Below are 23,099 nucleotides of genomic sequence, written 5' to 3'. Positions count from 1 at the left end.
CCGCTACGAAGCGACCGTGCTGGTCGCAGCCATCAACGAGTGGCTGTGACCAGCACTTTCACAACAGACCCTAGGCCTCCGACGGCGGCTCGTCGCCCTGGGGGACGTACCGCAGGACGCCCCACATGCCGTGCTCGTCCGGGACGTCCCCGGGCCCGTCCTGCTCGCACGCGGCGAGTTCCTTGCGCAGAGCGGCCGCGTCGACGCCCGAGCCGATCAGGACGAGCTGCGAGAGCCGCTCCGCCCCGGCCGGCCAGGGTTCCGGGTAGAACCGCAGGAAGCGGCCGACGGCGTGCACCAGATAGCGGTGCCCGGGGTCGGCGACGCCGAAGTCCACGAAGCCCTTGAGGCGGTAGAGGCCCTCGGGCCGCGAGTCGAGGAAGGCCATCAGCCGGCGCGGGTGCAGCGGCACGGCGGTCGCCAGGGAGACGGTGTCGTAGGCGGCGTGCGGATGCGCGTGGCCGTCCTCGTCGGCGTAGAGGATGTCCTCGATCGACATCTGCCCGGCGATCTCGTCCTCCGGGACGACCCGGTCGAAGAGCAGCTCGGGATCGATCCGGCCGTGTGCCGCCTCGATGACCGCGGCCCGTCCCGCGAGCCCGGCCACGGTCTCCCGGACCGCGCTCAGCTCCTCCCCGGACACCCGGTCGGCCTTGTTGACCACGACCAGGTCGGCGAGGGCGAGGTGCCGGTCGGTCTCGGGGTGCCGCTCCCGCGTGGCCGCGAACTCGGCGGCGTCGACGACCTCGACCAGCCCGCCGTACACGACCCGCCGGTTCTCGCTGGCGAGCACCATCCGCACCAGCTCCTGCGGCTCGGCCAGCCCGCTCGCCTCGATCACGATCACGTCCAGGCGCAGCTCGGGCCGGGTCAGCACCTCCAGGTACTCGTCCAGCTCGCTGGCGTCCACGGCGCAGCACAGGCACCCGTTCCCCAGGGAGACCGTCGACCCCACCTGCCCGGCGACGGTCATCGCGTCGATCCCGATGTCCCCGAAGTCGTTGACCATGACCCCGATCCGGGTCCCCCGGGAACCACGCAGCAGATGGTTGAGGAGCGTGGTCTTCCCGGCCCCGAGAAACCCGGCGAGGACGACGACGGGAATCTGCTGCGCACTCACGGAACGGACCTTTCGCTGAACGACGCCGGACACGGCCCGGGACGGCACTCGGCGCGGGCCCCGGACCGGCCCCCAGGATAGGCAGCTCGCCCCACGCCCCCTCCCTTCCCACGCACACGCCCGCGGGTCCGTCGGTCACCGGGTCCGGCGTCCGCGGCCCGCACGACGCGCACACGCACACGCCCTGGGCATGCCCGGTCGGTCATGGCCGGGGTCCGGCCGGGGTCCGCGGCCGGACCCTGGCACCCGCCCGGGGCATTTCCGGTCGCACGGGCCGTCCCCGTACCGTTTCGGGCATGACCAGCACCGCTTCGCCCCCCTCCGCGCGGCCGGCCGCGCGCCGGCGGCGCCGGCTGGGATGGCCACGCCGGGTGTTCTCGCAGGTGCTGCTGATGCAGCTGGCCGTCGCCACCGGCGTGACCGTGCTGGCCACCGGCCTCTTCCTGGCCCCGCTGAGCGCCCAGCTCGACGACCAGGCCATGCGGCGGGCCCTCGCCATCGCCGAGACCATGGCCTCCACGCGCACCGCCGCGGACCTGGCCGACGGCCCGCCGTCGGCGACGGGCCCGGTGCAGCGCGAGGCCGAGCGGATCCGGGCCGCGACCGGCGCCGAGTACGTCGTCGTCATGGACACCCGCGGCGTGCGCTGGTCGCACACCGACCCCGCCCAGATCGGCCGGACCGTCTCCACCGACCCGAGCGAGGTGCTCGCCGGGCGCGAGGTGATGGAGATCGACAGCGGCACCCTCGGCCGTTCGGCCCGCGGCAAGGCGCCGTTGCTCGACGCCGACGGCGGGATCGTCGGCGCCGTCTCCGTCGGCATCGAGTACGACAGCGTCCGCGACCGGCTCCTCTCCGCCATTCCCGGCCTGCTGGCCTACGCGGGCGGCGCGCTCGCGGCCGGCGCCCTGGCGGCGTACCTGATCTCCCGGAGGATCCAGCGCCAGACCCGCGACCTGGCCTTCTCCGACATCTCCGCGCTGCTCGCCGAGCGCGAGGCGATGCTGCACGGCATCCGCGAGGGCGTGGTGGCCCTGGACCGGAAGGGTTCCGTGCGGCTCCTCAACGACGAGGCGCAGCGCCTGCTCGGCCTCGGCCCCGAGGCCGCCGGGCAGCCGCTCGACGCGCTCCTCGGTCCGGGCCGCACGGCGGACGTGCTGACCGGCCGGGCGACCGGCGCCGACCTCGTGACCGTCCAGGGGCACCGGGTGCTCATCGCCAACCGGATGCCCACCGACGACGGCGGCGCCGTGGCGACCCTGCGCGACCGCACCGAGCTGGAACGGCTCGGCCGGGAACTGGACTCCACCCGCGGCCTGATCGACGCCCTGCGGGCCCAGGACCACGAACACGCCAACCGGCTGCACACCCTCCTCGGGCTGCTCGAACTGGAGCTGTACGAGGAGGCGGCCGACTTCGTCACCGAGGTCGTCGGGGTCCACCGGGCGACCGCCGAGCAGGTGACCGAGAAGGTGCACGACCCGCTGCTCGCGGCACTCCTCGTCGGGAAGGCGACGGTCGCCGCCGAGCGGGGCGTCTCCCTGCGGATCGCCCCGGACTCCCTGCTCCCCGACCGCCTGGTCGACCCGCGCGAACTGGTCACCGTCGTGGGCAACCTCGTCGACAACGCCCTGGACGCCGCCGCCGGCACCGGGGACGCCCGGGTCGAGGTGGCGCTGCGCGCCGAGGGCCGGACGGTCGTCCTGGGGGTCGCCGACAGCGGCCCCGGCGTCCCCGAGGACCGCCGGGAGCTGATCTTCACCGAGGGCTGGACGACCAAGGAACCGCCCTCGCACGGCCGGCGCGGCCTCGGCCTCGCCCTCGTGCGCCGCCTGGCCGAGCGGCGCGGCGGCACCGTGCGGGTGGCGACGGCCGAGACCGGCGGCGCCCGGTTCACGGTGGTCCTCCCGGACGCCCTCACCGAACGGTCCCGGGACGTCGAGGCCCCGGACGCCCCGGCGGAAGGCCCGCCCACGACCCAGGAGGTGCCCCGGTGATCGACGTGCTCGTCGTCGACGACGACGTCCGCGTGGCGCGGGTGAACGCCGCGTACGTGACCAAGCTGCCCGGCTTCCGGGTCGCGGCCACCGCCCACTCCACCGCCGAGGCGCTGGACGCCCTCGACGGACACGCCGTGGACCTGGTCCTCCTGGACCACTACCTTCCCGACGAGAACGGCCTCGCCGCCATCCGCGAGCTGAGGGCCCGGGGCCACCAGTGCGACGTGATCATGGTGACCGCCGCCAGGGACGTGGCGACCGTGCAGGCGGCGATGCGGCACGGCGCCCTCCAGTACCTGGTCAAACCGTTCGACTTCGCCGGGCTGCGCTCCAAGCTGGAGGCGTACGCGACGCTCCGCCGCACCCTGGAGAGCGGCGGCGAGGCGGAGCAGGCCCAGGTCGACCGGATCTTCGGCACCCTTGCCGCGGGCTCCGTCACCCCCGCCCTGCCCAAGGGACACTCCCCGACGACGGCCGAGCTGGTCCGCCAGGCGCTGCTCGCCGCCGGCGGGCCGCTCTCCACCCAGGAGCTCGCCGAGCGGACCGGCGTCAGCCGCCAGACCGCCCAGCGCTACCTCAAGCTGCTCGAACGGACCGGGCGCGTCCGGCTCTCCCTCCGGTACGGCGAGACCGGCCGCCCCGAGCACCGCTACACCTGGGTCTCCTCCCCCTGACGCGCCGCCCCCGGTTCCGTCAGACCGCCCCGGCCCCCGTCAGCGCCCGCACCTCGGTCTCCGCGTGCCGCGCCTCGTCGGGCGGCTCGGGGGAGGTGACGGCGCCCAGCCAGCCGGCGAGGAAGCCGAGCGGGATGGAGACCACGCCCGGGTTCTGGAGCGGGAAGAGCTGGAAGTCGACGCCGGGGAAGAGCGCCTCCGGGCTGCCGGAGACGACCGGCGAGAACAGCACCAGGAGCACCGCGGGGACGAGTCCGCCGTAGACGGACCAGACCGCGCCCCGCGTGGTGAAGCGGCGCCAGAAGAGCGAGTACAGCAGCACCGGCAGGTTGGCCGAGGCGGCGACCGCGAAGGCGAGGCCGACGAGGAAGGCGACGTTGAGGTCGCTGGCGAGCAGTCCGAGGCCGATCGCCACGGCACCGATGACCGCGGCGGCCACCCGCGCCACCGCGACCTCGCCGTACTGCCGCCGGCCCGGTCGGCGCAGCGAGGCGTAGAGGTCGTGGGCGACCGAGGCCGAGGAGGCCAGGGTGATCCCGGCGACGACGGCGAGGATGGTCGCGAACGCGACGGCCGCGACGACCGCGAAGAGCACGGTGCCGCCGGTGGAGCCCGCTCCCCCGCCGAGGTCCAGCGCGAGCAGCGGGACGGCCGTGTTCCCCGAGGCGCTGGAGGCGCGGACCTCGGCGGAGCCGATGAGGGCGGCGGCGCCGAAGCCGAGGACGATCGTCATGAGGTAGAAGCCGCCGATGAGACCGATGGACCAGACGACGGAGCGGCGGGCGGCCCGCGCGGTGGGCACCGTGTAGAAGCGGGACAGGATGTGCGGCAGGCCGGCGGTGCCGAGGACGAGCGCGAGGCCGAGGCTGATGAAGTCGAGCCGGGCGGTCCAGTCGCCGCCGTAGCGCAGCCCGGGGCCGAGGAAGGCGCTGCCGTGTCCGCTGCGTTCGGCGGCGGTGCTGAGCAGGCTGTTCACGTCGCCGTGGAAGCGGACGAGGACGAGCACGGTGAGCGCGACGGTGCCCGCCATCAGCAGCACCGCCTTGACGATCTGGATCCAGGTGGTGGCCCGCATCCCGCCGAGCGACACGTAGATCACCATCAGCGCGCCGACGCCGATGACCGTCCAGGTGCGCGCCGCCTCGCCGGTACCGCCGAGGAGGAGCGCGACCAGACTGCCCGCGCCGACCATCTGCGCCACCAGGTAGAGCACCGAGACGGCGACGGAGGAGGTGCCGGCCGCGATCCGGACGGGCCGTTCGGCCATCCGCGCGGCGACGACGTCGGCGAGGGTGAACCGGCCGCAGTTGCGGACGAGTTCGGCGACGAGGAGCAGCACCACCAGCCAGGCGACGAGGAAGCCGACCGAGTAGAGCATGCCGTCGTAGCCGTAGAGCGCGATGAGGCCGGAGATGCCGAGGAAGGAGGCCGCCGACATGTAGTCGCCGGCGATGGCGAATCCGTTCTCCATCGGCGAGAAGAGCCGGCCGCCGGCGTAGAACTCCTCGGCCGAGCCGTGCCGGTCGCGGCTCACCCAGGTGGTGATGGCGAGCGTCACGGCGACGAAGACGCTGAAGAGGACCAGGGCGAGGGTCTGGTGGTCTCCGGTCACCACTGTCCGGCTCCCCTCGTCATCTCCTGGGTGTCCCAGCGCAGTTCGAGCGCCGCCCGGTCCCGGCGCAGGCGGGCGTGTCGCGCGTAGGCCCAGGTGAGGAGGAAGGTGGTGAGGAACTGGCCGAGTCCGGCGACCATCGCCACGTTGACCGCGCCCGCCACCGGGCGGGCCATCAGTCCGGGGGCGGCGGTGGCGGCGACGACGTAGGCGAGGTACCAGAGCAGGAAGGCGAGGGTGGCGGGGAAGGCGAAGCGGCGGTAGCGGCGCCGTACCTCCTGGAAGGCGGGGCTGCGCTGGACCTCCAGGTAGATCCCGGCCGTTCCCGGCGTGCCGTGCGCGGCCTCGTCGTACCGCTGTCGGGGCATCGTTCCGGCCGCCCCGCCGTCCCGGGCCGTCCCGTCGTCCCGCGCCCCCGCGCGCTCCTGCTCGTCCAGCTGCTCCACCGGTCAACTCTCCTTGTCAGCGAACCGTTTCGGCCGCGTGCCCAAGGATGGACAGAGTGGGCAGATCCCGGACTCTTCTCCTTCCGCTCTTCACCCCATCAGGTGATACTTCGGCTCGCCGACTGACCGGACCGGGCCGATATGCGTATGGACGCCGGACGGCCCGGCCCCGTCGTGCGGGGGCCGGGCCGTCGATGCGGAGCGGTGGTGCGCCTCAGGCGTCGATGCGCGAGCGGTCGAGCGTCGCCGCCGAGCTGGTGATGAACTCCTTGCGGGGCGCCACGTCGTTGCCCATCAGCAGGTCGAAGACCGTCTCCGCCGCGTCCAGGTCGCCGATGTTGATCCGGCGCAGGGTCCGGTGGCGGGGGTCCATCGTGGTCTCCGCGAGCTGGTCGGCGTCCATCTCGCCGAGACCCTTGTAGCGCTGGATGGAGTCCTTGTAGCGGACCCCCTTGCGCTGGAACTCCAGGAGCGTCTGCCGCAGCTCGTTGTCGGAGTACGTGTACACGTACTTGTCCTGGCCCTTCTTGGGCTGGACCAGTTCGATCCGGTGCAGCGGCGGCACGGCCGCGAAGACCCGCCCCGCCTCGACCATGGGCCGCATGTAGCGCTGGAAGAGGGTCAGCAGGAGCGTCCGGATGTGCGAGCCGTCGACGTCGGCGTCGGTCATCATGATGACCTTGCCGTAGCGGGCCGCGTCGATGTCGAAGGTGCGGCCCGAGCCGGCTCCTATGACCTGGATGATCGCGCCGCACTCGGCGTTCTTGAGCATGTCCGAGACCGACGACTTCTGGACGTTGAGGATCTTGCCACGGATCGGCAGCAGCGCCTGGAACTCGCTGTTGCGGGCGAGCTTGGCGGTGCCGAGCGCGGAGTCTCCCTCGACGATGAAGAGCTCGCTGCGCTCGACGTCGTCGCTGCGGCAGTCGGCGAGCTTGGCCGGCAGCGAGGAGGTCTCCAGGGCGGTCTTCCGGCGCTGCGCCTCCTTGTGCTGGCGGGCGGCGATCCGGGTGCGGGCCGCGGCGACGGCCTTCTCCAGGACCGCGCGGGCCTGGGCCTTGGCGTCCCGCTTGGTGGAGGTCAGGAAGGCCTTGAGCTCCCTCGCCACCACGTTGGCGACGATCCGGCGGGCCGCCGAGGTGCCGAGGACCTCCTTGGTCTGGCCCTCGAACTGCGGCTCGGCGAGCCGCACCGTGACGACGGCGGTCATGCCCTCCAGGGCGTCGTCCTTGACGATGTCGTCCTCGGCGACGCGCAGCAGCTTCGCCGAGCGCAGCACCTCGTTGACGGTCTTGGTGACGGCCTGCTCGAAGCCGGAGACGTGGGTGCCGCCCTTGGGGGTGGCGATGATGTTCACGAAGGACCGGACCGTGGTGTCGTACCCGGTGCCCCAGCGCAGGGCGACGTCCACGCCGAGCTCGCGGGTGACCTCGGTGGGGGTCATGTGGCCGCGGTCGTCGAGGACGGGGACGGTCTCCTTGAAGGTGCCCTGGCCCGTGAGGCGCAGGACGTCGCAGACGGCCTTGTCCTGCGCGAGGTACTCGCAGAACTCGCTGATGCCGCCGTCGAAGCGGAAGACCTCCTCGCTCTTGCCGATCCCCTCCAGGTCCCGCTCGTCGCGGACGACGATGGTGAGGCCGGGTACGAGGAAGGCGGTCTGGCGGGCGCGCTGGTGCAGCGTCTCCAGGGCGAGCTTGGCGTCCTTGAGGAAGATCTGGCGGTCGGCCCAGTAGCGGACGCGGGTGCCGGTGCGGGTCTTGGGCACCCGCTTGCCCTTGATCAGTCCGCTCGCCGGATCGAAGGGGCTGTCCGGGCCCTGCTCGGTGAAGATGCCGGGGACGCCGCGCCGGAAGCTGATCGCGTGCGTGGCGCCGTTCCGGTCGACCTCGACGTCGAGGCGGGCCGAGAGGGCGTTGACCACGGAGGCGCCGACGCCGTGCAGACCGCCGGAGGCCGCGTACGAGCCGCCGCCGAACTTTCCGCCGGCGTGCAGCTTGGTCATGACGACCTCGACGCCGGAGAGACCGGTCTTGGGTTCGACGTCGACCGGGATGCCACGGCCGTTGTCCCGGACCTCGACCGAGCCGTCGTCGTGGAGGATGACGTCGATGTGGTCGCAGTAGCCGCCCAGGGCCTCGTCGACCGAGTTGTCGATGATCTCCCAGAGGCAGTGCATCAGGCCACGGCTGTCGGTGGACCCGATGTACATTCCGGGGCGCTTGCGGACCGCTTCGAGCCCCTCGAGGACGAGCAGGTGCCGCGCGGTGTAGTTGGAACCGTCACGGTCTGCGGTCAGCAGCGCACTGGACGGCACGGACGTTTCGGCGGTCACGCGGTTCGCTCCTCGCTGAATTTGAAATCTTGCCCGATGGGGTGAGTACCGGCGTCGCTCATCGCTCAGAGGGTACCGATGCCTGGTGGGGCCGCTGAAACGCCACCCACTCGGTTTCCTCATGCTAGTCCAGGCTCGCATGGATGTTCGATCCCTCGTAGGGGTGACGCGAACGTCACGTTCCCTTCCACGCATGAACCATCTAGGCTCCGGGCACGTCCTCATGAACAACCGGCAACCCGGCCGGGAGGACGATCGACACACACCGCAACGCGAAACCCGTAGAGCGACGCAATACGGCTCATTCGCCGCCAACCGGCAGCAGACAGCCACCTTGGGAAAAAGTTTCAAGGAAAAGCCACGAGCGGGAACGTTTTCGGCCTGGTTGGATGTTGACCCTGGTACGACAGCTCGTCGAGCTAGAGAAGAGGCGACGTGACTACTGTTCTGACCCCCGCGAGCCCCCTGACGGCCGCTGACCGCTGCGACCGCTGCGGCGCCCAGGCTTACCTGCGTGTCGTCCTGGCCAGCGGAGGTGACTTGCTCTTCTGCGCCCACCACGGTCGCAAGTTCGAGCCGGAACTCAAGAAGATCGCCGTTGAGATACAGGATGAGACGGACCGGCTCACCGACGTGCCGGCCCGAACGGTGGGCGACGAGCACTGACGCCGCCGCATCCACGACGAGCTCAGGGCCGGCCCTAGGCGGCCGGACGACGGGCGGTCACCCTTGGACCGAAGGGTGACCGCCCGTTCTCGTACCCCGGCCCCGAAAGGTCCCGCGGGCCCCGGCCGGGGCCCGCCGTCCCCTCAGAGCCGCTCGGGGAGCACCGCGGACACCCGCGTGTAGACGCCGGGGTTCTCCGCCTGCCCACAGCCGCTTCCCCACGAGACCAGGCCGACCAGCACCCCCCGGGCCACCAGTGGCCCGCCGCTGTCGCCCTGGCAGGCGTCCCGGCCGCCCTGCGGGTCCCCGGCGCAGAGCATCGACTCCTTGCGGTACGAGACGCCCCCGAAGCCGCCCGGGTACGCCCGCTCGCACGCCCCGTCCGGCAGCACCTGGACGTGCGCGGAGCGCAGCGAGGTGGCGTAGCTGCCGTTGCCGCTGGTGTCGCCCCAGCCGTACACCTCGGCCGCCGTGCCCGGATTCTCGGCCGCGTCCCCCGGTGCCGCCACCTTGATGACGTAGGAGTCCGGCAGGGACTCGGCGAGGGTGAGCACGGCGAGGTCGCCGGAGTTGGTCGTCGGGTCGTAGTCGGGGTTCACCCAGGTGCCCGCGATCCGCACCTCCTGCCCGCCCTGCCCGCGCAGCGCCGCCCGGCCCGCGATCACCGAGAAGTCCCGCAGCTGCCAGGGGGCGCCGCCGAGCGCCTCGCGGCTGAGGCAGTGGGCGGCGGTGAGGACCTTGGTGGGCGCGACGACGACGCCACCGCAGAACTGGCCCGCGCGCGTACCTCCGAACCGGTCACGACTGGACAGCGCCACGACCCAGGGCGCGTCGGTGATCTCGGTCGGGCTGCCGCCCACCACGACGCTGTCGGCGGCGGCCGGGGCGGCGCCGGCCGCCGTTCCGGCCACCGCCGCGATCACACCCAGGGCACCCGTCAACGCTCGGGTGAAGGGACCACGCATGGAGCCTCCTGACTCTCCGCTGATATCCGTTCACCCAGCGTCCGGCACGGAGGGGTCCGATGCACCCGCGCACGGCCGAAGGGCCCGGTCCCCGAGCGGGGAACCGGACCCTTCGTCCACTGCCGTGTACCGCCGACGGCTCAGTCGAGGTAGTCCCGGAGGACCTGCGAGCGCGACGGGTGCCGCAGCTTCGACATCGTCTTCGACTCGATCTGGCGGATCCGCTCACGGGTCACGCCGTAGACCTTGCCGATCTCGTCGAGCGTCTTCGGCTGGCCGTCGGTGAGGCCGAAGCGCATGGAGACCACGCCGGCCTCACGCTCGGAGAGCGTGTCGAGGACGGAGTGCAGCTGCTCCTGGAGGAGCGTGAAGCTGACCGCGTCGGCCGGCACGACCGCCTCGGAGTCCTCGATGAGGTCACCGAACTCGCTGTCGCCGTCCTCACCCAGGGGGGTGTGGAGGGAGATCGGCTCGCGACCGTACTTCTGGACCTCGATGACCTTCTCGGGGGTCATGTCGAGCTCCTTGGCCAGCTCCTCCGGGGTGGGCTCGCGGCCCAGGTCCTGGAGCATCTGGCGCTGGACGCGCGCGAGCTTGTTGATGACCTCGACCATGTGCACCGGGATGCGGATGGTGCGGGCCTGGTCGGCCATGGCGCGGGTGATCGCCTGACGGATCCACCAGGTGGCGTACGTGGAGAACTTGTAGCCCTTGGTGTAGTCGAACTTCTCGACCGCGCGGATCAGACCGAGGTTGCCCTCCTGGATCAGGTCCAGGAAGAGCATGCCGCGGCCGGTGTAGCGCTTGGCCAGCGAGACCACCAGACGGAGGTTGGCCTCCAGGAGGTGGTTCTTGGCGCGGCGGCCGTCCTCGGCGATGATCTCCAGCTCGCGCTTGAGCTTCGGGGCGATCTTGTCCGAGTTGGCGAGCTTGTCCTCGGCGAAGAGACCGGCCTCGATGCGCTTGGCGAGCTCGACCTCCTGCTCCGCGTTGAGCAGGGGGACCTTGCCGATCTGCTTCAGGTAGTCCTTGACCGGGTCCGCGGTGGCACCGGCGACGGCGACCTGCTGGGCGGGAGCGTCGTCCTCGTCCTCGTCGGACAGGACGAAGCCCTTGGTCTCGCCCTCGGTCTCCTCCTCGTCCTTGCCCGGCGCGACGTCCTCGAGCAGCTCCTCGCCCTCGATCAGTTCGTCGTCGGACTTCTTGGACGCGGTCTTCTTGGCCGCCGTCTTCTTGGCGACGGTCTTCTTGGCCGCCGTCTTCTTGACGGCGGTCTTCTTCGCGGCCGCCTTCTTGGCGGGCGAGGCGGCCTCGTCGGCCGGGTCGGCGCTCTCGGCCGCGGGGGCCGCCGAGCCGGGGGCGACGGTGGTCCTCGTCACCGTCGCCGCCCTCGCGGTGACGGTGGTCTTGGCGGCGGTGCGCTTGGCCGGGCTCTTCGCTGCTGCGCTCTTGCGGGCGCGCTTCGGCGACTCCGCTGCACTGACCATCAGCGTCACACCCTCTTCCTCGAGGATCTGATTGAGGCTGCGCAGAACGTTCTTCCACTGGGTTGGCGGAATCTGGTCAGCCTCGAAGGCCCGACGCACGTCATCGCCGGCGATCTGCCCATCAGCCTTTCCCCGCTCGATGAGCGCCATCACAGACTCGGACTCGGCGATCTCCGGCGGGAGCGTACGGGATGTGCTGGCCGACACGAACAACCTCTCGGAACGATGGAAACGGCTTCCGGCCCCGCCCGAGGATCGGGCCGGAGCCGACGACCGTCGACGGGGAATGTGCCGACGGCGCGGGCTGGACCGGGGAACTGCACAGCGCCTGCACCGGCTGCTGTATTCCTTCCTCGGCTGTCACCTCTTAGGTCATCGCACGGCTCGGAGGAGTGTTACGCCCAATCTTCGTGTCCCGAGTCACACCGCGTTCGCGACGAAAGGGGCAAGCAGTTATCAAGCGTACATTCGGCGCCGCCGACACCCTGGCGCGGTCCGGGGAAGCCGGAGGGGCTCCCGGACCGCGCTCGGACCCGGCGGCACTCCTTGCGTACGCGCCCGTGCGCTTCCGGCCACGGTCCGCGGATCAGTGTTCGCGGGGGGCGGGAACGACGCGGGGCTCCACCTCGGGGTGGACCGTGAGCAGTTGGCGCATGGCGGTCTCGGCACCGGTGGCGTCCCCCGCCGCGAGGGCGTCGACGATCCGGCCGTGGTGCGCCAGGCAGCTCTCGCTCGGCCGGTCACAGGCCGTGACAGGCCCGCCGGAGACCTGGAGGGCGGCGCCGACGATGCCGGAGAGGTGCTCCAGCATGCGGTTGCCCGCGAGCTGGATGAGGAGGGAGTGGAACTCGGTGTCGGCGCGGGAGAAGGTGATGCCGTCGCCCTGCGCGTACGCGTGGCCCATGATCTGGACCATGTCGGCGAGGCGCTGCTGCACGTCCTCGCGGCCGTGGCCGGCGGCGAGACGGGCGGCGAGCGGCTCGATGGTCCAGCGCAGCTCGTTGAGCTCGCGCCGCTGGTCGTCGCGCTGCGGGCCGAAGGCGCGCCACTCGATGATGTCGGGGTCGAGCAGGTTCCAGTCGCTGACCGGACGGACCCGGGTGCCGACGTTGGGACGGGCGCTGACGAGGCCCTTGGCCTCCAGGACGCGCAGCGACTCGCGCACGACGGTGCGCGAGACCTCGAAGCGCTGGCCGATCTCCTCGGGGACGAGGGGGCGGTCCGCACCCAGGTCGCCGGAGACGATCATCTGACCGAGCTGCTGGACGAGCTGGCCGTGCAGTCCGCGGCCCCGGCTGCCGGCGGTGCGGCGGCCGACGCGGCCGAGGTCCGTGTCCACCCCCTCCCAGGAGGGTGGGCCCACACGGTCGGCGGGGGGCGCCTCCGCGTAGGGGTAGCGGTCGCCCGTGGCGCCGAGGCCGGAGTCGACGGAGCGGGCGGCGGTCATCATCGTGTGCGCAAGGGTACTCACGCATCCTTTGTCGGCGTGGCCTCCGTGGCCCTTGAGGTCTTTGGTGAAAAGCACACGAAAGGGTGATCGGCACCCCCTACGCAATTGACGATTATTGGGACATAACCGGCATTCGGCAAGGGAGTTGCCGCCCAAGCGGAAGACTTCGGTCCGCAAATGATCACCAACGGGCCCGTCGGCGAAGCCCGGTGAGCGCATAAGCGCAGAGAAGAACCGTCAACGTGAGCGCGAGGGCCACCCCGGCGGGCTGCGCCACCACCTCCAGCGCCCCGGAGAGCCACCGGTCGAGCGGCGGCGCCCAGCGGGGCCCGGCGAACTCGCGCAACCGGGCGGGGAGTCCGGCGACGGACCGGACCGCGGGGCCGCTCATCACGTGCCGCAGCAGCGGGACGAAGGCCACCGGGACGAAGAGGACCGCGGCCACTCCGGCCGCCGCGGCCCGGAACACCCCCGCCCCCAGCACCCCCGCCCACGCGCAGCCCACCGACAGCCCCAGCCAACTCGCGCTCATCGGCACCCAGTTGCCGGGCACGGGGATCAAGTCCGGGCCGTAGAGGAGGCGGAGGGCCGCCAGGTCGGCGCCTGCCACCAGCACGCCGAGGAGCAGGGCGACGGTCGCCGAGACGGCGAGCTTGGCGAGGAGCAGCGCCAGCCGGCGCGGCACGGCGCCGCGGCCCGCGGCGAGGGCGGGGTAGCGGTACTCCTCCCCGAAGGAGAGCGCGCCGATCAGTCCCGCGCCGAGTGCGGCGGGCGGCAGCGGCAGGAGCTCGGGCCAGGCGGCGAGCACCGCCGGAAGCGGGGTGCCGCCGCCCCGCCCGAGGAGCACCGCGAGCACGGCCGACACCGTCAGGGTGCCGGCCAGGATCAGCCCCGTGGACGGTACGCCGGCGATCCGGCGCAGCTCGTACCGGAGCGGCCGCAGCGGGGAACGCGCCGGCCGCCGCGGACCGGGGACAGGCGCGAGCGCGTCCTCCGCCGGGCACTCCGCGGGCCCGGCCGTGACCGGGCCGGAGCCTTCGCCGCCCGTCTCCTCCACGAGCCGGTGGACGGGGACGCCGTGCCGGAACGCGATGTCCCCCACCCGCGCGCAGTCGCCTCCGTACACCAGGAGGAGGGTGCCGTCCTCCGTGTCGACCTCCACCGGGCGGCGCGCGGCCCGGGCCTCCTGGGTCACCGCGGCGGCGAGCCGGGCGGCGTGTGGGGTGCGGACGGCGACCCTCGGCCGCAGCCGGGTGCGGGCGAAGTCGCCCGCCGTCTGGGCGGCGACGAGGCGGCCGCCGTCGAGGGCGACGACGTGATCGGCGTTGCGGGCCGCGTCCTTGGGGTCCCGGGTGGTGTAGAGGACGGTGCCGCCGGCCTCCGCGTGCGCGCGCAGCAGTTCGTGCAGCCGGATCCGTTCCGCCGGGGACAGTCCCGCTCCCGGTGCGTCCAGGAGCAGGGTGTGCGGCTCCCCCAACAGGGCGGCCGCCAGCGCGAGTCTGCGGTCGGCCCCGCGCGGGAGGGTGCCGAGCCGCGCCTCCTCCAGTCCGCCGAGGCCCACGTCGCGGATCACGGCGTCGGCTCGGGCCACGGGGACGCCCGCGCCCGCGGCGAGCATGCGCAACTGCCCCCGGACGGTACGGGACGGGTGGCCGGGCACGTCACCGAGGACGACGCCGACCTCGCGGGCCGGCTGGGCGATCCGGGGCAGCGGCCGCCCCCGGAAGTAGGTGAGCCCGCGCCCCGGGTCGAGTTCGAGGAGCAGGCGCAGGGCGGTGGTCTTGCCGGAGCCCGGGGGGCCGACGAGGGCGGTCACGGCCCCGGTCGGGGCCTCGAAGGTCAGATCGTCCACGGCGGGCGGGCGGTCGCGGCGGGGGGCACTGGTCAGTCCGATGGCCTGGAGCATCGCATCTCTCGCGGTAGGAGTCACCGCTCCGCGGCAGGGCGGCGCTATCGCAGCAAGATAACGTTAGATTTCGGACTTTCCGCGCAGGGTTGCCGCCCCGGGGGCGGCGGAGGCCTCCGCTCCTCAGACCTCGGGGCGCAGCATCGGCGGGTTGAGCAGGGTCGCTCCGCCGGCCCTGAACAGCTGGGCGGGGCGCCCTCCCTGACGGGTCGTGGTTCCTCCGGTCGGCACGAGGAAGCCGGGGGTGCCGGTGACCTTGCGGTGGAAGTTGCGGGGGTCGAGCGTCACACCCCAGACCGCCTCGTACACCCGGCGCAGCTCGCCGACGGTGAACTCCGGCGGACAGAACGCCGTGGCGAGCGAAGAGTACTCGATCTTCGAACGGGCCCGCTCCACGCCGTCGGAGAGGATCTGGGCGTGGTCGAAGGCGAGCGCGTCCGGGGAGCCGGGGTCGGTGGCCCACGCCTGGTCGAGCAGTTTCTCCACGGGTGCCCAGCGCACGCTGTTGGCGTCACCACCCGGCCGGGGCGCGGGCAGGTCGGGGGCGAGCGCGAGGTGGGCGACGCTCACCACCCGCATCCGCGGGTCGCGCCCGGGCGCTCCGTAGGTGGCGAGCTGTTCCAGGTGCGCGCCGTTGTCCGGCGACGGCGCCGACGGGTCGTGGGCGCGCAGCCCGGTCTCCTCGGCCAGCTCGCGCGCGGCGGCGGCGCCGAGGTCCTCGTCGTCACGGACGAAACCTCCCGGCAGCGCCCATCTTCCCTGGAAGGGCTCTTCTCCCCTGCGGACGACCAGGGTGCACAGCGCGTGGCTCCGCACGGTGAGGACGACCAGGTCGACGGTGACAGCGAAGGGCGGGAAGGCCGACGGGTCGTAGGGCATGCCGCGATCATAGTCGTCCTTTTGACGATAAACACGCGTCGTGCGCTCTCCGCCTTCGCCCTCCTCCCCCGGCCGGAAGGGCTTCCTCGTCTCCGTGTCCGGCATGCGTCACACCCCCAGCTGCAGGGACGCGGCGGCCTCCTCGACCATACCGAGCCCGAGGCGGCTCACCCGCACGGCGAAGGGTTCCCCGGCGACGACCAGCCCGGAGAGCCGGAGCGCCCCCAGCGGCGCGGAGGCCAGGGGCTGCACGGCGACGGTGCGGCCGGGGGCGTCGGGACGGATCCCGGCCAGGGCGGCGAGCGCGTGGACCGCTCCGGCGGCGGCGATGGCCGCGGGCCGGCAGGCGGCCGGGTGCGGCACGGGCCGCGTACCCGCGGTGCGCTGCTCGCCCGCGTACATCTCGGGCAGCCGGTGGCCGAAGCGCTCGGCGGCGTCGAGGAGGCCACGGAGCAGGGACACGGCCTCCTTCTCGTGTCCGGCGGCGGCCAGTCCGGCCACGGCGACGGCCGTCTCGTGGACGCGGACGGCGCCGGCCCGGTGCCCGAAGGGGTTGTGGCCGGCTTCCTTGGCGCCGAGGCTGCGCAGTCCCCAGCCGGAGTCGAGCGCGGGGGTGCCGAGGAGCCGCGCCAGCTGTTCGGTCTCGGTCCGGTCGAGCAGCCCCTGGGCGTACCGGCCGCCGTCGAGGAGCCCGGTGTCGAGGAGGTGGGCGGCCCACCCGCCGAACTGGGGCCAGGAACGTCCCTCCGCCGACCGGGCGGCGGCGGGCCGGCCGCCGGAGAGGTCGTCGAGCCAGAACTCGGCGCGGAACCGGGTGCGCAGCAGGCGGGCGGCGGCCCGGAGCTCCTCCCCGCCGGGTCGTCCGCAGGAGTCGAGGAGGTCGGCCCCGAGCAGGGCGGCCCGGTGGGCGTGGGCCTGTGTCTCGGCCCGCCAGGGGCCGCCGGGCGCCGGGTCCGGCAGGAGCCCGCCCGCGTCGAGGCCTCGACGCAGCCAGCCGAGGCAGCGCTCCGCCACCGGAAGGAGCTCGTCGAGCTCGGCGGCGGGCAGGCCCCATCGGCGGGCTTCGGCGAGCACGACGGGGAAGGCGAGGGTGGCCTCGACGCCGGTGCAGCGGGGCGGGAGGTGCGGTCCCGCGTCCCGCAGCGGGCCGGGGATGCGTCCGGACTCGGTTCCGTCGGCGACCTGGGTGCGGCCGAGGGTGCGCAGGGTGGCGGCGGCGAGCCGGGTGCCGAGCGGCAGGGCCATGCGGGCCGCCCAGAGGGCTTCCGCGGTGACGGGCCCGCAGCGCCACGGGACGCCGGCCGCGAGATGGACGTCGGCGGGATGGGCGGGATCGCGCTGGAGGAGGGCCCGCAGGTCCTCGACGGAGGCGCGGAGCAGCGCGCCCGTCCGGTGGTCGTCGCCCTCCGCCTGGGCGTCGGGGAGCAGGTGCCCGCCGGGGCGGCCGCCCCCGACGGGCGCGGCGGCGCCGGGGGCCCGCTCGGCCTGGACACGCAGGTGGAGGGTGACGGCGGTGCCGGGGGCGAGGTCGGTTTCCCAGCGGAGGACCCCGGCCGCCGCCAGGGCGTCCGTCGGCGCGGGGTCGGCGGTGACGGCCACGGAGCGGCCGTCGGGGGCGGTCCAGCGGAGGCCGGTGCCGTGGACGCTGGGCCTGAGCTCGGGCCGGGGGCGGCCGGACGCGATCGCACCCAGCTCCGCGAGATCCGTGCCCAGAGCGACCTCCACCGGGACGCGGACGGGGCGGGGGACCGCGCTGCGGAGGGTGATCCGCTCGGATCCGTCGGCGCCCCGGGAGCGCTCGACCGTGACGCCCGGGTCGGGGCCGGTGTCACCGGGGACGCGGAGGGCGCCGACGAAGACGGCCCGGTCGGCGGCGGCGAGCCGTCCCTGGAGGGGGACGGGCTCGCGACCGGCGACCCGCAGGACGCTGCGGGAGAGGAGCCGCCGCCCCGAGGCGTACACGCCCTCCGGCCCGTGGCCGGTGAGCTGGCCGTGCTCGGGTGAGAGGGCGAAGGCGGGCAGGGCGACGCAGACCAGGGCGTCGTGGACCGGCGGAAGCTCCCCGGGGCGTGGCCCCTGGACGGTGGGGGCGCCGCCCCCCGCGAGCGGTTTCCTGGCGGGGTGTTCGGTCGGGTGTCCGGGGGCCGGGACAGGGCTGAGGACCATGGGAGGTGTGGCGTGCTCTCTGTGCGATCCGGACGGCCGGCGGGGTGTCGGCGGCTCGGCTCGCCCGGCTCCGCCACAGAGGTGAACGGTCCGGCGGCGCGCGGGGTCACGGTCGTCATCGGCCGCTCCTCGTCCCGCGCCGCCCTCCGTGGTGCGGGGCGGGCCTTCCGGGGCGGGTCGCGGCCCGTCCGGCGGGCCGCACGCCCGGCCTTCCCCGGCCCCGTCCGCGCTCCCGCGGCGCGCCGTCGTGTTCCGCCCGCGGGAGCACCGGCCTCGATCCGGCGCGGACCCCCCGCGTCCGGGTCCGGGTGCGCGTCCGGCCGGCTGGGACGGGGGCCGCGCCCTTCTTCACCGCGGCGGCGCGGTCCTCCCGCTCCTGGCGCAGGCAGGCGCGCAGCGACTCGGGGTCGAGGCCTTCGTTGCACGCCTGGTGCAGCAGCCTCGCGAAGACGTACTCGGGGTCGGCCTGGAGGGCGAGGCCGAGGGCGACGCGGGCGGTCGGTTCGTCGCCGGTCGACCAGGCGGCCCAGCCGGCGAGGGTCAGGGGCGCGGCGGCGTACTCCTCGTAGGGGGAGACGCAGCGCCGGGCGAGGACGCGCCACAGCCGCACGGCCGCGGCGCCTTCGGCCCCCTCCATCCATTCGGCGAGCCGGTCGCGGGTGGCGCGGTCCTGGAGGCCGAGGATCACGGCCGCCGCCTCGCCGGGGTCGACGCGGGCGTCGTCGTCCGCCTCGACCGCGGCCCGGCCCCGGCGGACGCCGTCCTCCCCGATCCGGCGCGGCGGCTCGCCGAACCTGCCGAGGAGCCGGCCCGCGAGGGCCAGGGTGGTCTCGCGGAGCTCCGCCCGGACGTGTTCCTCCGCGCCTTCGACGACGCGGGGGACGATCGCGGCCGCGGCCGCGTCGAGGGCGGCGCGCTGCTCCGCTTCGCCGGGTGCCCCGGTGGGGCTGAAGGCGGCCTCCATCTCCCGCAGCGAGCCCCGTACCTGGATTCCCGCGTAGGCGGCGGCCGCCGCCATGACCGAGGTGCCGGCGAGGGCGAGCGGGGTGCCCTCCGGCGGGCAGCAGCGGGTGTCGGGGCAGCAGTAGGAGAAGTGGCGGCCGCCGGAAATGCACAGCACCTCGTAGACGGGGATGTCGAGGGCTCCGCAGGCGGTCCTGAGGCGCTGTGCGAGGGGCCGCAGCCGCTCGTGGACCTGGCGCGCGGTCTCGCCGGGCCGCGGGTCCTGGCACAGGAAGCCGACGATGCCGTCGGGTGGCGTGGTGCGCTTGGCGGAGTTCTCTACGAGGCATTCGGCGAGGTGGTCCGCGGTGGAGTCCCACTCGCCGGGTGAGCGGGGGATGCCGACCCTGATCCGGCCGCCGAAGCGGCCGTTCGCTCCGTGCAGGGCGACGAGCACGACCGAGTCGGTCGGGTGGAAGCCGAGCACGAACGGCAGGGCGTCGGCGAGCTCGGAGGGGCTGCGCAGGGTGATCTCGCGGCCTCGGGTGGATGCGTTGGTCTCGTGGTGGTTCGCGTTCATGGCGAGGACCGTCTCGTGATCTCCGATTTCCGACAACTCCTGTGGATAACTCCGCAGATACAGTCAGATGATCCGATATGCACTGTCCACAGATCGTCGCCTCGTTCGCCGAATGTCCGAGGCATCGGGTTGCATGGGCGCATGACCCACGCAGACCGCCCGGAAGACCGCGCCGCGCTCCGCACCACCGCCGACGCCGTACTGGCCCGACTCGTCGGGGACCCGACCGGCGCGGCGAGACTCCGCGAGGACCAGTGGCGTGCCATCGAGGCGCTGGTCGCCGACCACCGACGGGCGCTGGTGGTGCAGCGGACCGGCTGGGGCAAGTCCGCCGTCTACTTCGTCGCGACCTCCCTGCTGCGCGAGCGCGGCAGCGGGCCCACGGTCATCGTCTCCCCGCTCCTCGCCCTCATGCGCAACCAGGTGGACGCGGCGGCCCGGGCGGGCATCCGCGCCCGCACGATCAACTCGTCGAACACCGAGGAGTGGGAGAGCGTCCACGAGGAGGTGGCGGCCGGCGAGGTCGACGTCCTGCTCGTCTCCCCCGAGCGGCTCAACAACCCGGACTTCCGCGACCAGGTCCTGCCGCGGCTGGCCGCCGCCACGGGTCTCCTGGTGGTGGACGAGGCGCACTGCATCTCCGACTGGGGTCACGACTTCCGGCCCGACTACCGGCGGCTGCGCACCATGCTGGCCGATCTCCCGGCCGGTGTGCCGGTGCTCGCCACGACCGCCACGGCGAACGCCCGGGTGACCGCGGACGTCGCCGAGCAGCTCGGCACCGGCGCGGGCACCGACGCCCTCGTCCTGCGCGGCCCGCTGGACCGCGAGTCCCTCAGTCTCGGCGTGGTCACCCTGCCCGACGCGGCCCACCGGCTGGCCTGGCTCGCCGACCACCTCGACGAGCTGCCCGGCTCGGGGATCATCTACACGCTGACCGTCGCGGCCGCCGAGGAGGTCACCGCCCACCTCCGCCAGTGCGGCCACGCGGTCGCCTCGTACACGGGGCGGACGGAGAACGCGGACCGCCAGCAGGCGGAGGACGACCTGCTGGCGAACCGCGTCAAGGCGCTGGTGGCGACCTCGGCGCTCGGCATGGGCTTCGACAAACCGGACCTCGGCTTCGTCGTCCACCTCGGGTCGCCGTCCTCGCCGATCGCCTACTACCAGCAGGTGGGCCGTGCCGGACGAGGCGTGGAGCACGCGGAGGTGCTGCTGCTCCCCGGCAAGGAGGACGAGGCGATCTGGCGGTACTTCGCCTCCGTCGCCTTCCCGCCCGAGGAACAGGTGCGCCGGACGCTGGACGTCCTCGCCGCCGCGGGCCGGCCGCTGTCGCTGCCCGCGCTCGAGCCCTTGGTCGAGCTGCGCCGGACGCGCCTGGAGACCATGCTCAAGGTCCTCGACGTGGACGGGGCCGTGCGCCGGGTCAAGGGCGGCTGGGAGAGCACCGGGCAGCCCTGGGTCTACGACACCGAGCGGTACGCGTGGGTGGCCGAGCAGCGCTCGGCGGAGCAGCAGGCGATGCGCGAGTACGCCACCACGACCGGGTGCCGGATGGAGTTCCTGCGGCGCCGGCTGGACGACGAGGAGGCCGCGCCCTGCGGCCGCTGCGACAACTGCGCGGGCCCGCGGTTCGACCCGAAGGTGACGGACGCGGCGCTGGACGCCGCCCGGGGCGAGCTGGGCCGCCCGGGCGCGGACGTGGAGCCCCGCCGGATGTGGCCGACGGGTCTGGCCGCCGCCGGCGTCGACCTGAAGGGCCGGATCCCGGCCGGCGAGCAGGCCTTCGGCGGCCGCGCCCTCGGACGCCTCTCGGACATCGGCTGGGGGAACCGGCTCCGGCCGCTCCTTGCCGACACTGCGCCGGACGGCCCGGTGCCGGACGACGTGGTGCAGGCGGTGGTCCAGGTGCTCGCCGACTGGGCGAAGGGGCCCGGCGGTTGGGCGTCCGGTGCCTCCGACGCGCCGGCCCGTCCCGCCGGGGTGGTGACCGTCGCCTCGCGGCGACGGCCCGTCCTGGTCGGCTCGCTCGGCGCCCGGATCGCCGAGATCGGCCGGATGCCCCTGCTCGGCGCGGTGGAGTACGCCCCCGAGGCGGAGGACGTCCGGCTGTCCCGCACCAACAGCGCCCAGCGGGTCATCGGACTCCACCGGGCCCTGGAGGTTCCGCCCGCGCTCGCGGAGCGGGTGGCCTCGGCGGGCGGCCCGGTGCTCCTGGTGGACGACCTCTCCGACACGGGCTGGACACTCGCCGTGGCGGCGCGGCTGCTGCGGCGTTCCGGAGCGGAAGGAGTCTTTCCCCTGGTGCTCGCCGTCCAGGGGTGAGAAGGGTCGGGAAACTACGAGTGAATACTGGGTAACTGGGCAGGGATATCAGTGGCATAACGACTCATTACCGTCAGCCGCCTCAATTGCTCGTTGCCGCCCCCGCTCGGGCCACGCCAGAATTGGGGAACCGCCCCACACGGCTCGAAGCGGTCCGGAAGGACTGTGCCGTGCTGCGCCCTCACCCGACCTTGCCCGCCTCGCGGGCGCGTATCCGAAGGGAGGACCGTGACCCTCGGATTCGCTCCGTCCACCGCCTCGCTCGGCTCGAGCTCCGCCTCAGCGAGCCGTCTCGCCCGGATGCTGGAGCCGGCCGACTGGGCCGCGGCCGGAATTCCCTTGCTGCGCAGTCCTCGTGAGGTCGTGAGCGGACTGCACTCCCGCCATCGTCCGCTGCCCACGACCGCGGTCGTGGCGGTGCTCGACCACGAAGAGCGGCTCACCGCCAGCGCCTCGTTCACGCGCCACCCGGGTCCCGCCGACGGCTGGGAGTTCCGGAACGCGCTCCTCGCCCATCTGCGGCGGGTGGTCCCGCACGACCTCCGGCGGCGTGCCCCCGTCCGGACGGCGGTGCTCGTCTACTGCCGGGACGGCGACGAGCGGTGGACGGAGGAGGACGGGGCCTGGATGTGGGGGCTCCGGGACGCCTGCACGCTCCACGGGTTGCGCTGCGGCGCGTACATCACCCTGACCAAGGCCGGCTGGCAGGTCTTCGGCGAGGGCCGGGGCGGCCGCCGGCCGAGCTCGGACTCCACGCCGCTGGCGTTGGGCGAGCCGACCGGCGAGCTCGATCACCTCGCGCCGCGGACGGCGGGCGGGGCGGCCGAGCCACTGCGCCGGGCAGCGGCGCGCTGCTGAGCCGGCCGCTCCGCCGGGCCGCTTCCGGTCCGGCGGAGACGCGACCGTCAGACTCCGGCGCCCAGGAGCGCGGTGACCCGCTCCGGGTCTCCGCAGACCACGAGCAGGGCGCCCGCGCGGGACCGGGCGACCGGCAGGGTGCGGGCGGCCACGTCGTCGCCGCCGTTGAGGGCGACGATCACCACGGGACGGGCGGTCACCTTGTCCACCGAGGCGGCGTCCGCGAAGAAGACGTCCTCGGCGGTGTCCTGCTGGGCCCAGTAGGACGCCTCGCCGAAGGACAGCTCGTGCGCGGCCCACGGGTGGCGCTCGCCGGTGGTGAGGACCAGCACCTCGCCGGGCGACCTGCCGCTGTCGAGCAGCAGGTCGAGGGCCTCCTCGGCGGCGTCGAGGGCGCCGTCGGCGGGAGCCGGGATGAGCTGGAGCTGCGGATCGTCACCGCCGGAACGATTCTCCGGACGGTTCTTGGGTGCGGGCGGACCCGGCACGGGCCGCTGGGCCGGCGGCGCGGGGCGGGCCGAACCGGGACGCGGGGAGGCCGCCGAACGGGGGCCGGGTACGGGACGTGGGGTCGGCGCGGGACGGCCGGCGGCCGTGGCGCTAGGACCCTGGGCGCTCTCGTGAATCTGAGGCTCCTCGGGAGGGAGAGGCATGGGTGGATGTCTATCAAATGCCGTTTCGGACGGCACCG

Annotated in this window: 17 protein-coding genes; 5 read left to right on the top strand and 12 right to left on the bottom strand. The window is 73.7% G+C overall.

Annotated elements, in window-relative coordinates; translation table 11 throughout:
• Positions 1-70 precede the first annotated feature (70 nt).
• Positions 71-1,120, bottom strand: a complete 1,050-nt coding sequence (locus IE245_RS29435; RefSeq protein WP_189953026.1) for a CobW family GTP-binding protein — start codon at positions 1,118-1,120, stop codon at positions 71-73.
• 296 nt (positions 1,121-1,416) lie between these two features.
• Here IE245_RS29435 and IE245_RS29430 point away from each other — a divergent pair, with 296 nt between their 5' ends.
• Together IE245_RS29430 and IE245_RS29425 are read left to right on the top strand one after the other, a co-directional pair.
• Entirely contained in the window at positions 1,417-3,117 is a 1,701-nt protein-coding gene (locus IE245_RS29430; RefSeq protein ID WP_189953024.1) for a sensor histidine kinase, read from the top strand.
• Positions 3,114-3,794, top strand: coding sequence for a response regulator (locus IE245_RS29425; RefSeq protein WP_189953022.1), 681 nt, complete (start codon positions 3,114-3,116; stop codon positions 3,792-3,794). The genes IE245_RS29430 and IE245_RS29425 overlap by 4 nt, the downstream gene beginning before the upstream one ends.
• 19 nt (positions 3,795-3,813) lie before the next feature.
• Here the strand turns inward: IE245_RS29425 and IE245_RS29420 are convergent, their stop codons facing one another.
• From IE245_RS29420 to IE245_RS29410, 3 genes are all read right to left on the bottom strand, one after another.
• Positions 3,814-5,406: a monocarboxylic acid transporter gene (locus IE245_RS29420; protein WP_189953020.1), complete on the bottom strand. Its 1,593-nt coding sequence runs from the start codon at positions 5,404-5,406 to the stop codon at positions 3,814-3,816.
• Positions 5,403-5,852: a DUF485 domain-containing protein gene (locus IE245_RS29415; protein ID WP_229851653.1), complete on the bottom strand. Its 450-nt coding sequence runs from the start codon at positions 5,850-5,852 to the stop codon at positions 5,403-5,405. The genes IE245_RS29420 and IE245_RS29415 overlap by 4 nt, the downstream gene beginning before the upstream one ends.
• Before the next feature lie 214 nt (positions 5,853-6,066).
• The gene (locus tag IE245_RS29410) at positions 6,067-8,184 is read right to left on the bottom strand and encodes a DNA gyrase/topoisomerase IV subunit B (protein WP_189953018.1); all 2,118 of its coding nucleotides are present in this window, start codon (positions 8,182-8,184) and stop codon (positions 6,067-6,069) included.
• Between the two features lie 435 nt (positions 8,185-8,619).
• Between IE245_RS29410 and IE245_RS29405 the strand changes: the two genes are divergently transcribed.
• Positions 8,620-8,850 (top strand): DUF7455 domain-containing protein, encoded by a 231-nt coding sequence (locus IE245_RS29405; protein ID WP_030495106.1) that lies wholly within the window; start codon positions 8,620-8,622, stop codon positions 8,848-8,850.
• Positions 8,851-8,993: 143 nt separating this feature from the next.
• Here the strand turns inward: IE245_RS29405 and IE245_RS29400 are convergent, their stop codons facing one another.
• From IE245_RS29400 to IE245_RS29370, 7 genes are all read right to left on the bottom strand, one after another.
• Positions 8,994-9,815, bottom strand: coding sequence for a serine protease (locus IE245_RS29400; RefSeq protein WP_189953016.1), 822 nt, complete (start codon positions 9,813-9,815; stop codon positions 8,994-8,996).
• Between the two features lie 140 nt (positions 9,816-9,955).
• Positions 9,956-11,509: an RNA polymerase sigma factor gene (locus tag IE245_RS29395; protein ID WP_189953014.1), complete on the bottom strand. Its 1,554-nt coding sequence runs from the start codon at positions 11,507-11,509 to the stop codon at positions 9,956-9,958.
• A gap of 379 nt (positions 11,510-11,888) precedes the next feature.
• Positions 11,889-12,773, bottom strand: coding sequence for a FadR/GntR family transcriptional regulator (locus IE245_RS29390; protein ID WP_189953012.1), 885 nt, complete (start codon positions 12,771-12,773; stop codon positions 11,889-11,891).
• Between the two features lie 160 nt (positions 12,774-12,933).
• Positions 12,934-14,658 carry an ATP-binding cassette domain-containing protein gene (locus IE245_RS29385; protein WP_189953010.1) on the bottom strand — a complete coding sequence of 575 codons (1,725 nt, stop codon included), beginning with the start codon at positions 14,656-14,658 and terminating at the stop codon, positions 12,934-12,936.
• Positions 14,659-14,781: 123 nt separating this feature from the next.
• Positions 14,782-15,537, bottom strand: coding sequence for an NUDIX hydrolase (locus tag IE245_RS29380; protein WP_189953008.1), 756 nt, complete (start codon positions 15,535-15,537; stop codon positions 14,782-14,784).
• 108 nt (positions 15,538-15,645) lie between these two features.
• On the bottom strand, positions 15,646-17,703 hold the full coding sequence (locus IE245_RS29375; protein WP_189953006.1) for a glycogen debranching N-terminal domain-containing protein: 2,058 nt from the start codon (positions 17,701-17,703) through the stop codon (positions 15,646-15,648).
• Between the two features lie 115 nt (positions 17,704-17,818).
• Positions 17,819-19,225, bottom strand: a complete 1,407-nt coding sequence (locus IE245_RS29370) for a DUF4192 domain-containing protein (RefSeq protein WP_189953004.1) — start codon at positions 19,223-19,225, stop codon at positions 17,819-17,821.
• A gap of 141 nt (positions 19,226-19,366) precedes the next feature.
• Between IE245_RS29370 and IE245_RS29365 the strand changes: the two genes are divergently transcribed.
• Both IE245_RS29365 and IE245_RS29360 read left to right on the top strand, forming a co-directional pair.
• A complete protein-coding gene (locus IE245_RS29365) occupies positions 19,367-21,550 on the top strand; it encodes a RecQ family ATP-dependent DNA helicase (RefSeq protein ID WP_189953002.1) in 2,184 nt (727 codons plus the stop codon).
• A gap of 228 nt (positions 21,551-21,778) precedes the next feature.
• Positions 21,779-22,408, top strand: a complete 630-nt coding sequence (locus tag IE245_RS29360) for a hypothetical protein (RefSeq protein WP_189953000.1) — start codon at positions 21,779-21,781, stop codon at positions 22,406-22,408.
• A 47-nt stretch (positions 22,409-22,455) separates the two neighbouring features.
• Here the strand turns inward: IE245_RS29360 and IE245_RS29355 are convergent, their stop codons facing one another.
• Positions 22,456-23,061, bottom strand: a complete 606-nt coding sequence (locus tag IE245_RS29355) for a hypothetical protein (protein WP_189952998.1) — start codon at positions 23,059-23,061, stop codon at positions 22,456-22,458.
• Positions 23,062-23,099: the final 38 nt, after the last annotated feature.

Origin of the sequence: Streptomyces roseolus (assembly GCF_014649855.1) — a bacterium.
GTDB classification, from domain to species: domain Bacteria; phylum Actinomycetota; class Actinomycetes; order Streptomycetales; family Streptomycetaceae; genus Streptomyces; species Streptomyces roseolus.
The sequence above is the reverse complement of the archived record's forward strand: the minus strand, read 5'-3'. Positions and strand labels throughout refer to the sequence as shown.